The 12,232-nt window shown below is 37.1% G+C and carries 11 protein-coding genes; all 11 read left to right on the plus strand.

Annotated elements, in window-relative coordinates:
• The first annotated feature begins 87 nt into the window (after positions 1–87).
• Complete coding sequence (locus tag FC89_RS02285) at positions 88–363, plus strand: DUF1507 family protein (RefSeq protein WP_057871000.1); 276 nt, start codon at positions 88–90, stop codon at positions 361–363.
• A 12-nt stretch (positions 364–375) separates the two neighbouring features.
• A complete protein-coding gene (locus FC89_RS02290; RefSeq protein WP_057870937.1) occupies positions 376–1,557 on the plus strand; it encodes an FtsW/RodA/SpoVE family cell cycle protein in 1,182 nt (393 codons plus the stop codon).
• A 23-nt stretch (positions 1,558–1,580) separates the two neighbouring features.
• The gene (locus tag FC89_RS02295; protein ID WP_057870938.1) at positions 1,581–5,012 is read left to right on the plus strand and encodes a pyruvate carboxylase; all 3,432 of its coding nucleotides are present in this window, start codon (positions 1,581–1,583) and stop codon (positions 5,010–5,012) included.
• Between the two features lie 4 nt (positions 5,013–5,016).
• Complete coding sequence (locus tag FC89_RS02300) at positions 5,017–6,171, plus strand: CAP-associated domain-containing protein (protein WP_057870939.1); 1,155 nt, start codon at positions 5,017–5,019, stop codon at positions 6,169–6,171.
• Positions 6,171–6,479 carry a YlbG family protein gene (locus FC89_RS02305; RefSeq protein ID WP_057870940.1) on the plus strand — a complete coding sequence of 103 codons (309 nt, stop codon included), beginning with the start codon at positions 6,171–6,173 and terminating at the stop codon, positions 6,477–6,479. The genes FC89_RS02300 and FC89_RS02305 overlap by 1 nt, the downstream gene beginning before the upstream one ends.
• Entirely contained in the window at positions 6,476–7,030 is a 555-nt protein-coding gene (gene rsmD / locus FC89_RS02310; RefSeq protein WP_057870941.1) for a 16S rRNA (guanine(966)-N(2))-methyltransferase RsmD, read from the plus strand. The genes FC89_RS02305 and rsmD overlap by 4 nt, the downstream gene beginning before the upstream one ends.
• Before the next feature lie 2 nt (positions 7,031–7,032).
• The gene (gene coaD / locus FC89_RS02315; RefSeq protein ID WP_057870942.1) at positions 7,033–7,515 is read left to right on the plus strand and encodes a pantetheine-phosphate adenylyltransferase; all 483 of its coding nucleotides are present in this window, start codon (positions 7,033–7,035) and stop codon (positions 7,513–7,515) included.
• A 2-nt stretch (positions 7,516–7,517) separates the two neighbouring features.
• Positions 7,518–8,519 (plus strand): SepM family pheromone-processing serine protease, encoded by a 1,002-nt coding sequence (locus FC89_RS02320; protein WP_057870943.1) that lies wholly within the window; start codon positions 7,518–7,520, stop codon positions 8,517–8,519.
• 157 nt (positions 8,520–8,676) lie between these two features.
• Complete coding sequence (locus FC89_RS02325; protein ID WP_057870944.1) at positions 8,677–9,429, plus strand: helix-hairpin-helix domain-containing protein; 753 nt, start codon at positions 8,677–8,679, stop codon at positions 9,427–9,429.
• A 63-nt stretch (positions 9,430–9,492) separates the two neighbouring features.
• Entirely contained in the window at positions 9,493–9,981 is a 489-nt protein-coding gene (locus FC89_RS02330) for a ComE operon protein 2 (RefSeq protein ID WP_057870945.1), read from the plus strand.
• Positions 9,982–10,019: 38 nt separating this feature from the next.
• The gene (locus FC89_RS02335; protein WP_268872014.1) at positions 10,020–12,221 is read left to right on the plus strand and encodes a DNA internalization-related competence protein ComEC/Rec2; all 2,202 of its coding nucleotides are present in this window, start codon (positions 10,020–10,022) and stop codon (positions 12,219–12,221) included.
• Positions 12,222–12,232 lie beyond the last annotated feature (11 nt).

The raw sequence follows: 12,232 nt of genomic DNA on the forward strand, positions 1-12,232 counted from the left end.
AGGGGGAAGGAGAAAGAAACCTAGGTTTGATTTTATGGAGCAGTTTTGTATGATATAATTGCTCTAGTTTGGAAAGGGGCTGAAGCAATGCAGGAATTAGTTTCGCGGGATGAAATGTTAGCAGTGCTTGCAGTAGATGCAGCTAAAATCAAATCGATTTTAAGCAAACAATGCAACGTGCTATGCATGGCGAAATGTCCAGCTTTCGAGGAAGTTGCGGATACACAAATTTACGGTTTTTCGTGTGAGGTCAAGTTAGCTGAAAAATGTGGAATCTTGGCTGAAGATGAGGGTCGGCAAATGATTCAGGATTTGGAGCAAGGATTAGCCAATATTTATGCAACTGTCGGAAAGGACGAATAAGGGCTGGAAGTCATGGCAAAAGTCAAACAGAAACTAAGGTATTTTGATTTTTATTTATTCATACCATATCTATTATTATGCATTGTTGGGATTGTAATGGTTTATTCGGCTAGTTCGATTAACTTGTCATATGCTGGAATGAAGACCGATTTGTACCTGTATCGGCAAATGGCTTATGTCATATTGGGGTTGGTTTGCTTTACATTAGCAATGTTAATAAAATTAAAAAAATTGACCTCAAAAAAATTTATTATTTGTGGCTTTTATATTTTGGCTTTTTTGTTACTGTATGCGAAATTTATGACGCGTGCCGTTAATGGTGCTAATGGCTGGATTGATCTTAAACTTTTTAGTTTACAGCCATCAGAGTTATGCAAATTATATTTGGTACTTTTTCTGGCCCAATTATTATCACGTCGTGAACAAGCAGCTGCCCAGAACACTTTGCAAGCGACGAGTCGAAGACCCTGGCTGTTAGTTTACTTTCTGTTATTTTTAATTTTAATGGAACCTGATCTGGGTGGATTTGCAATTAATTTTATGATTGTTGCGATTATGTACCTTGCTAGTCAGGCAACGAGGCATTCTTCGAAACGAGCATTTCTTTATTTAACAGGTTTTTTAAGTGTAGTAATGGTATTTGTCTTTGGCTTGCGGTTTTGGAATCCATTGGCGGGTACGAAATATAATTATATGTATAGTCGCTTAATGGCTTTTTATAATCCTTTCAAAGTTGCTGCTTCTAGCGGACATCAATTGATTAATTCTTACTATGCAATTAGTAATGGCGGTTTATTTGGATTGGGTTTAGGTAACAGTATTCAAAAAAGAGGATACTTGCCGGAAGCATATACTGATTTTATTATGGCAATCATTAGTGAAGAATTGGGTGTTATCGGAGTGTCAGTCGTTTTGATTTTGATTTCATGGTTAACGCTTAGAATCTTTTTAATCGGTATTCGTTCAAGGGATGTTTATGAAACTTTTGTTTGTTACGGAATAGGGACTTTTTTTGCAGTTGAAACCTTTTTTAATCTAGGAGCAGTTACGGGATTATTACCGATCACGGGAGTAACCTTCCCGTTTGTTTCATACGGCGGTTCAAGTATGCTAGTTTTGTCAATTACTTTAGGAATTGTAATGAATATTTCAATCCGGCAGCGAAGATTGCGTGCTGCTGATAAAAATCATTAATTTTATACAGAGGTGGGAATTTAATGAAAAAGGTGTTAATTGCCAATCGTGGGGAAATCGCCGTTAGAATTATTCGAGCATGTCATGAGTTAAAGTTAAAAACTGTAGCAATTTTTGCGAAGGAAGATGATTTATCAGTTCATCGTTTTAAAGCTGATGAAGCTTATTTGGTTGGTGCTGGGAAACGACCAATTGAGGCTTATTTGGATATGGATGATATTATTCGCATTGCCAAGCAGACAGGAGCGGATGCAATTCATCCAGGATATGGTTTTTTATCTGAAAATGAAGCTTTTGCTGCCAAGTGTCAGCAAGCAGGAATTACCTTTATTGGTCCGACGGCTGAGCAGCTAGCAATTTTTGGTGATAAGATTAGAGCTAAGGAAGCAGCTTTAGCAGCAGGATTGCACACCATTCCCGGAAGTGACGGTCCAGTCAAATCAGTCGCTGAAGTTCGCGAATTTGGTCAGCGGCATGGTTTTCCTGTTATGGTCAAAGCTGCATTAGGCGGTGGTGGTCGTGGAATGCGAATCATCCGTAATGCTCAAGAAGTTGCAGAAAATTTCGAACGAGCTCGCAGCGAGGCTCAGCAATCTTTTGGTGATGATGAATTATATGTTGAAAAATACTTAGAAAACCCCAAACATATTGAAGTGCAGATTTTAGCTGACCAGCATGGAAATGTTATTCATTTATTTGAACGTGATTGTTCTGTTCAACGGCGGCATCAAAAAGTTATTGAATTTGCTCCCAGCATTGTTTTGTCTGAGAGTCGTCGCCAAGAAATATGCAATGCAGCAGTGCGTTTAATGAAAAGCGTTCATTATCAAAATGCTGGTACAGTTGAGTTTTTAGTTACGGCTGAGGATTATTATTTTATTGAGGTTAATCCACGGGTTCAAGTTGAACATACGGTAACTGAGATGATTACTAACGTTGATATTGTTCAGTCGCAGATTCTGATCGCTTCAGGCAAGAATCTACATAAGGATTTAAAAATTCCCGAACAAAATCAGATCTTTTTCCATGGTTGCGCGATCCAATGTCGAGTAACAACCGAAGATCCAGAAAATAATTTTATGCCGGATACCGGGAAAATTGAAACTTATCGTTCACCAGGGGGTTATGGAGTTCGATTGGATGGTGGAAACGCCTATACTGGTTCAATAATTACCCCTTACTTTGATTCCTTACTGGTTAAAGCTTGCGTATCATCACGAACCTTCGAAGGGGCTGTGATGAAGATGAATCGCGTTTTAAATGAATTTATTATCCGGGGAGTTAAAACTAACATTCCATTTATGCAAAATGTTTTAAATCATCCGGTTTTTAAAGCGGGTGAAGCACATACGACATTTATTGATAAGACTCCTGAGTTATTTGTTTTTGAACGCAAGCCACAAACAGCAAATCAACTGCTCAAGTATATTGGAGATGTTACAGTTAACGGTTTCCCGGGAATTGGTAAACATCATAAAAAATATGTTCCAAATATTCGGATGGCTAAAGATTTTGCCCCAGCTAAATCAACTTTAACTGCTAAACAAATTCTTGATCAGCAAGGAGCTGCAGCGTTAACAAGTTGGATTCAACAACAAGAGCAAGTATTGCTGACGGATACAACGATGCGTGATGCGCACCAGAGTTTATTTGCGACCCGAATGCGGACAAAAGATATGATTCCGGCAGCACGTGTTTATGAAAAAGCTTTGCCACAAATTTTTTCAGCTGAAGTTTGGGGCGGAGCAACGTTTGATGTTGCTTATCGTTTCTTACATGAAGATCCATGGCAAAGATTGCAACTGATTCGTCGTCTAATGCCGCATACTTTACTCCAAATGCTGTTCCGCGGCTCAAATGCTGTAGGCTATAAAAATTATCCTGATAATGTTTTGGAGAAGTTTATTCAGCAAAGTGCGACTGACGGTGTTGATGTTTTTCGGATTTTTGACAGCTTGAATTGGGTTGCACAAATGGAAAAAAGCATTAAATATGTGCGTGATACTGGAAAGATTGCTGAAGGTACCATGTGTTATACTGGAGACGTTATTAATCCAGAAGAACACAAATATGATTTGAAGTATTATCAAGGATTAGCGAAAGACTTGGTTGCTGCTGGCTCACAGATTATTGGCATTAAAGATATGGCTGGCTTATTAAAACCACAAGCAGCGTATGCTCTAATTTCTAGTTTGAAAGAAGCAGTTGATGTACCGATTCATTTGCATACTCATGATACGACTGGAAACGGCATTGCAACTTATGTTCAGGCTGTTAAAGCGGGCGTAGACATTGTTGATGTGGCTACTAGTGCTTTATCGGGCACTACTAGCCAACCAAGCATGAGCAGCCTTTATTATGCTTTAGCTGGAACTCAACGGCAGCCACAGCTTAATATTGATAATGTAGAAAAAATGAATCGTTATTGGCTGGGGGTAAAGCCATGCTATCAAGACTTTATGAATGGAATTACTGCTCCGCAAACGGATATCTATGAAACAGAAATGCCGGGTGGTCAGTATTCTAATTTGCAGCAGCAAGCGAAGGCTTTAGGTATTGCTGATTTTGAATTAGTTAAACAAAGATATCGTGAAGTTAACCAATTGCTGGGTGATATTGTAAAAGTAACCCCAAGTTCAAAAGTTGTCGGTGATTTATCGCTGTTTATGATTCAAAACAGTTTAACGGCAGATAATATTTTAGAAAAGGGCGCAACGCTTGATTTTCCAGAATCTGTTGTTAACTTTTTTGCTGGTAATTTAGGACAGCCGGTTGGGGGATTTCCTCCTGAGCTGCAACGGGTTGTGTTGAAAGGTAAAAAGGCGATTACAGTTCGACCAGGAAGTTTAGCTCCAGCTGCTGATTTTCAGAAAACTGCGGCTGAACTGAAACAAAAGATTAAGCATACGCCAACTACAGAAGAAGTTTTAAGCTATCTGCTGTATCCAGATGTATTGTTGGATTATGAAAAGTCGGCTGAAAGATATGGCATCTTAGGTTTATTGGATACAACTACTTTTTATCAAGGAATGCGAAATCATGAAAATCTATATGTTAAAGTTGCCAAGGGGAAGACTTTAATTATCAAATTAAATTCAATTAGTCCTATTGATGAAGAAGGAAATCGTACGCTTTTCTTCAATTTAAATGGTCAGCCGCAACAAATTGTAGTTCATGATAATAGTCAAAAAGCTAAAGTTAGTCAAACACTTAAAGCAGAACCGACCAATCCAAACCAAATTGGAGCAACCTTGAGCGGCTCGGTACTTAATGTTCTTGTCAAAAAGAATCAATCAGTAGCTAAGGGAGATCCACTAGTTATTACTGAAGCAATGAAAATGGAGACAACTATTAAAGCACCGTTTACTGGTAAGGTTAGTCATGTCTATGTTAAAGCCGGTGATGTGTTGGCACCACAGGATTTGTTGTTGGAGTTGGAACCGATAAAGGGATAATTGAATGAAAAAAAAGTTTTACTGGAAAAGTGTTTTTAACTTTCTATGGGTTTTATTGCTGATTTTAGGAATATTTTATGTTAATACTGCTCTAAAGGACCAGCAAAATGGCTCTAAGTCAAAAAAAGTAACAACAATTGAAAAAAAGCAGGATGACAATAATATAAAATTGACGACCCCGAAGGTAAAAGCACTTAAAACTAGTAAAATGGCAGCTTATATCGGAGTTTCAAGCTCAGTAATTCTAACAGATTTTGGTCAACCGACTGCAACAGTTGCCAGTGCTTCAAATCTTAAATGGTGGTTGTATAATTTAAATAATCAGTCATATTTAAAAATTGGAATTGATCAGTATACTAAAAAAGTAGCAGCAATTTTTGTTGTTGGTCCAAGTAAAGCGCAAGGAAAATTAAAAGTGGGTTTGTCGTTTAAACGTTTGCTGCAATTGACGACGCTTTATGCTAACTTTAAATTCAACTATCGCGAACAAGCTTTTCAATATGAATTATCAGAAAATGATTTAAATCGCCACCCACTAATTAGTTTTAAAAATGGCAGTTATGCAATTGCTTATCTTAAACCAAAGACAAAGCAGATTTATGCACTTGAATATTTAAATACTGATACATTATTAAAAAAGAATCTGTATCATTTAGTTGCACCAGTTCCACTGCCCGCGCAGTATCAGGGAGAAGTTGATTGGCAGCAATTAGAACAGATGTTGCCGGCAGATTTTTTGCAGTTAGTTAATGCTAAGCGACGACAGCAGTCGCGAGCGGTAATACCAGTTGATCCAAATTTAAATGCTCAAACACATGCAGCCGCTGACAAACTATTTAAAAGTCCGCGAAATTGGTTGCAATCTGCGCAAGCTAAGCAGTTAAAGAGTATTTTAAATGATGATTTCAGTCAGAAGAAAACAATTTTTTTACATCGATCTAAATTGAGTAAAAAACGACTTAAATTATTAGGACTGGAAAATTATTCTAAGGTAAAGCTGTGGGTAATTGCCCCCATTTATAGTAGTTCAACAATTTTTGATCAGCCTAAATTACTTTCCAGCTGGATTAATAGTTTTGTAGAAACTGGTCGGTATCGGATTGGAATGTATTACGAGCATGGTGTCCTAGTTATTATTAGCAGTAAGGGTGGAATCTAATGGAATTTAAGGAAAAAAAGCGTGAAGGCTTGATCGTCTATCTTTATCACTTACGAAATAGTCGACAATTAAGAAAATTTGGGACGATTCACTACGTATCGCGTAAAATGAAATATGTTGTTTTGTATATTAACACTGAAAACGAAGCGGAAATTGTGAAACGGCTGCAGTCATTGCATTTTGTTAAAAAAGTGGATATTTCTTTGCGGCCGCAGTTAAAAACCAAGTTTGCTGATGAACTTGGGGTACGTTATAAATTAACAGATGAAGATCGTGAAAAATATAAAACTGGTAGGAAAGCTGTATGAGAGTAATTTCAGGTAAATTTCGTGGCCGCAAACTTAAAGCTGTACCGGGATTACGTACTCGCCCGACTACTGACAAGGTCAAAGAAGCAGTTTTCAATATGTTGGGTCTACAAATTAATGGACCTGTTTTGGACCTGTTTGCCGGTAGTGGAGCTTTAGCGATTGAAGCTGTTTCACGGGGAGCCGATTTTGCTGTTTTAGTCGATCGACAATATCAAGCAATCAAAACAATTAAAGAAAATATTGCTCTGACTAAGGAAATAAGCAATTTTGAGGTCATTAAAGCCGATGCTTTTAGAATTTTAAAAATGCTGGCAGAAAAAAATTATAAATTTAATTATATTTTTTTGGATCCGCCATATAAGCAGCAAAAGATCGTTGCTGTTTTGCAGCAATTAAGGGAACTTAATTTATTGGCAAAGGATGCAATTATAGTTTGCGAAACAGATCAACAAGCACAGTTACCAGAAACAATAACTGGGTATACATTGTGGAAACGTGCTGATTATGGGATAACGGAAGTAACTTTTTATCAATTGCGGGGTGAGTAGATTTGATTGCTGTTTTTCCAGGAAGTTTTGATCCGGTAACTAATGGACATTTGGATGTGATTCGTCGGGCAGCTGCTTTGTTTGATCGAGTAGTGGTCTTAATAATGAAGAATACTGCCAAAAAAGGACTCTTTACGGTTGAAGAACGAGTTAAATTATTAAACCAAGTAGTTGCTGAACAAAAGTTGCACCGGGTTGAAATTTCAGCAGCAACAGATCGATTAACGGTTGATGCGGTAAGGAGCTTAGGCGGACAAGTAATTATTCGCGGTGTACGGAATGAACGGGATTTTAGTTTTGAACGAGACATTGCTGAGTTAAACCGTCGTTTAGCTCCTGAAATTGAGACATTATTATTACCGACCAGTCCTGAATTAGCCGTAATTTCTTCTAGTTATGTTAAAGAAATTGCACAATTTGGTGGTGAATTGTCAAGCCTTGTAGCATCTCCGGTAGCTCGGGCATTGCAAGAAAGGTTTGATTGATAATGCGAAGAAAACAACGTTGGTGGCTAATTGGTCTATTGGTTATTTTACTGGCAATTGGGACTTTTTTTCCATTGCCAGTGTATCTTGAAACGGTTGGAAGTGCACAAAATGTTGCTAAGTATGTAACCGTTGCTAAGAAACGAGATCGGCATTCAGGAAAATTGATGTTAACATATGTTGAATTAGCTCGGGCAACTCCCTTTTTGTATGTGGCTAGTTTTTTTGATCGAAATGCTTCACGAATTCCAAGTGAGCAAGTTACTGGCGGTGTCAACAATCGGGAGTTTGATTTAGTACAAAATTACTATATGCAAACTGCTGTTAACCAAGCACAATCAAGTGCTTTAAAATTGGCTGGTAAGCAATATCAGCAGAAATTTCAAGGAATTTACGTGATGTCAGTGTTGAAAAAATCTAATTTCAATAACAAGCTTCAGGTGGGTGATTTAATTCAGCGGGTCAATGGTAAAAGTTTTTCGTCATTGACAGCGATGATGCATTATTTGAATGCGAAAAAAACTGGTGAGACAGTAAAAATTAATTATCTTCGCCACGGAAGTTCCAAGATTTCTCAGGGTAAAGTTATAAGTTTACCCAACTCTAAGCGACATGGAATTGGAATTTCTTTGGTTGCTAAAACCAATGTTGTATCAAATAGCCAAATTAAAGCTGATATGGATGGAATTGGCGGACCTTCAGCTGGATTGATGCTGGCTTTACAGATGTACAGTCAATTGAGCCATCGTGATCTTAAGGCTGGACGTGAGATTGCCGGCACAGGGACAATATCAGCTAGTGGTAAAGTTGGTCAGATTGGTGGCATTGATAAAAAAGTCATTGCTGCCAACAAAGCAGGAGCAACAATTTTTTTAGCTCCTGCAGGTAAAGCAAATTATCATGAAGCTCAAAAAACAGCTGAGCGAATCAAAACTAAAATGAAAATTGTACCAATCAAAAATTTAACGCAGGCAATCAATTACCTAGCACATAGTCATGGGTAAACAATTAAGCATACAAGATCAAAAAATCCGTTTTAACTGGTTTTTTGGTCTTGTTTTTTACTTTGTTGTTAAGTAACTGCCTAAAAGTAAGCAAATTAAAATTTCCTTCTAAAAATATATGCGTAATTTGCGTATTTAATTGACAGGAGGGGATGTGATGAAAAAGTTACGAGCGATTTTTGATGAGTACCGAACTAGAATTATAATTGGTGGAATTGCAGGAATCATTTTATTGCTTTTGGGATGGAGTTGGTGGCAAAAGAACCAGGCTACTGAATTAACAGAATTAGATACAAAAACTGAAAAAAATGCAAAAATTTCCCAATCAAGTACGGCAATGTCTAAAAGCAGTTCAATCGCGAACAAATCAACTTTTTTTGTTGATATTAAGGGTGCGATTGCCAAACCCGGAGTTTATCGGGTCAATCGTAGTCAACGTGTAAATGACGTGGTCATGGCGGCTGGTGGCTTACTAAAAACGGCAGATTCTAATCGAATAAATTTATCATTGCAGCTACACGACCAGCAAATAATTTTCATTCCTTTTCAAAATGATGCTAGTGCTGGCAGCAGCCAATTGCCTACTACAGTTGAGCAAACCCCATCAGCAAGTAATAATGTTTCAAATGCAACTGATTCAACAACTAGTTCGGCGAGTTCGACAATTACAGCAAATAATGAGTCTGATGAAACAGCATCAAAGATCGATCTAAACTCTGCAACCAAGGAACAGTTAATGCAAATAAACGGAATCGGTGAGAAAAAAGCAGCTATGATTATTAATTATCGGCAAGAACATGGTAGTTTTAAAAAGTTGGAAGATTTAAAAAATATTACCGGAATCGGTGATAAGACTTTTGCAGTGATGGCTGAAAGTTTAATTGTGGGCAACACTACAAATACAAATTAAATTTTAGCTGTGGCAAATTTCTGCTATACTATACATTAATCATAAAGGTTAGGTGATAATAAAATGGATAAGCGAATACCGTGGAATCAGTATTTTATGATGCAGGCAATGCTGCTTTCTTTAAGAAGTACTTGTGAGCGATTGTCGGTTGGTGCAATTTTAGTTCGTGATCGGCGAATAATTGCCGGCGGTTACAATGGTTCAGTTTCAGGTGATGATCATTGTATCGATCAAGGCTGTTATTTAGTTGGTGGACATTGTGTGCGGACGATTCATGCAGAAATGAATTCAGTTTTGCAATGTGCAAAGTTTGGAATAGCCACTGATAAGGCTGAAATTTATGTTACAGATTTTCCTTGTTTGCAGTGTACAAAAATGTTGTTGCAAGCGGGGATTTGTAAAATATATTATTTGAGAAACTACCATAATGATGACTATGCTGTTAAATTAATGAAATTAAAAAATGTTGCTGTTGAACAAGTTACACTGGATTCTAAATATTTGCAGCTGCTGGATAACCAAGTAGCTGCTAGTTCGATTAAACAAAAATAAAAGAACGATATCTTTTTTTGGTTGCAATTACCTTAATTTTGTTAACACTGGTATATTTCGAATTCAGCTTTATTTGGCTGAGTTTGATAATTTTAATTGCAATTCGAGTATTCTTTTTAAGACAAAGAAAATTATTGTTATTATGGATTGTGTTGGTTGTAATTTGGTTAAGTTGGCTCACTTGTTGGAATAAGGCACAGCTGGCTAATCGTTTGCAGCATAATGAGCAGTTATCAGACCAGCATATCATTGTTGCTCCTGATGAAATCCAAGTAGACGGAGATTTAGTAAAATTTAAGGGTAGGTGGCAAGAAAAAAATCAACGGATTCAGGGTTATTATCGCTTGCAATCTTTATCAGAAAAATCGAAATGGCTTCATCAAGCACAAACTGCGGATTTAACAGTTTCCGGAGATTTTAGCTCTGTTAGTGGACCAACTAATGAGAACCAATTCGATTATCAGCGATATTTAGGTTCTCAGAGAATCGTTAATCAAGTTTTTGTTAAAAAAATGGTTTTGAAGTCACATATTAATTCTATAACTTTAACGGACTTGATAGCTCGGCTGCATGAATTGCGTTGGCAGTTGCTTAAACAGCTGGATCAACTCGATAATCCATTAAAAAGTTACGGTCAGCTACTTTTACTGGGATACTATAATGCAGACTATGACCAACAGATTCAGCAAATTAATCAGTTGGGTTTGTTATATTTGTTTAGTTTGTCTGGAATGCATGTTTTTTATTTATTGCGAGTTATTAGATGGCTGTTTACTTATTTAAAAATTACGCGTGAAACTTATGAGTGGTTTTGTTTGCTGTTATTGCCAATTTATGCTGTTTTGGGTGGACTCTCAGCTAGTCTGTTGCGAGCAGTTTTAATGTCTTGGTTGATTATCTTTTTTCAGCGATTGAAACTCCGGTTGAGTGGAGTGACTGCTGAGTGCCTTGTTTTGATTGTGAATTTAGCGTATTCACCACTGCTGCTTTTTTCATTGGGTTTTCAACTGAGTTATTTATTGACTTTTATTTTACTTGAAAACAAAAATTTAAATCAAATTAAATTGGGAATAAAACTGAATTGCTATAGTTTACCTTTGATCTTGTGGCATACTTATCAATGGAATTTATTAACGGGACTTTTAACGATCGCGATTATGCCAATTTTTGATTGGTTAATTGTGCCTACAGTTGTTTGTGGTACATTGTTGCCATTTACTGCTGTTATAGCAAATTATTTCTTAAATTTAGTAGTTATGGCTTTCGACCTGCTGGCCAAACTGCCATTTGTGATAACTTTTGGGAAACCACCATTAATTTTAGTAGTGGGGACAATAATTATTTTAAATATCCTGGAGTTTTCTCGAAAAAAGCAGTTGCTGTGGTCAGCAATAATAGTGGCTTATTTGATAACCGGAAGCATGATTCGACTGCCACTTAAAGATGAAGTCGTTTATTTTGATATCGGTCAGGGAGATTGTACTTTAATTCGACGAAAGTTTAATCAGGCATTGACACTGGTGGATACAGGCGGAAAAGTTTCATTTAATCATGAAAAATGGCGACAGCGACATAGCAAAACTAATGGAGAAACAGTTGTTGCTAATTATCTTTTAAGTAAGGGAATAACTAAAATTGACAATTTGTTTTTGACGCATCAAGATGCGGATCATACTGCAAATTTTGATAGTATTGTGCATAAGATTAAAATTCAGCGGGTATTAGTACCGGATGGGATGCAAAAAGTTTCTTCTTTTATTCGTCGCCGCCGTCAAGCTGAAGTGATGCCCAATCAAATTTTAGCGATCAGCACTGAAAAGTATCATCAAGTTGCCGGGTTAACGCTATTACATCCATTTGGTTCAGGAAAAGGAACTAATGAAGATTCACTGACACTTTGGTTTAAACTTGCTGGAGTTAGCTTCATTATTAGTGGTGATTTGGATCAAGCTGGTGAGAAAGAAATTATTCAGCAGCATCCCAACTTGCGTGTTAATGTTTTAAAAACTGGTCATCATGGTAGTAAAACTTCAACGGCTGCCAGTTATGTTTCGCAATTAAATCCCAAACTGGCAATTATTTCAGCAGGGAAAAATAACCGGTATGGACATCCTAATCGTGAAACCTTATCAACACTAAAACATTTTAACGTGCCCTATATTTGCACAGCAGAAGCAGGGATGATTAAAATTTATCCTGCCAAGGACAAAATTACAGTCTGGACAGTAAATGATTATTAAAAAGGAGAACA

Origin of the sequence: Liquorilactobacillus ghanensis DSM 18630, assembly GCF_001435235.1 — a bacterium.
Taxonomy (GTDB): Bacteria; Bacillota; Bacilli; order Lactobacillales; family Lactobacillaceae; genus Liquorilactobacillus; species Liquorilactobacillus ghanensis.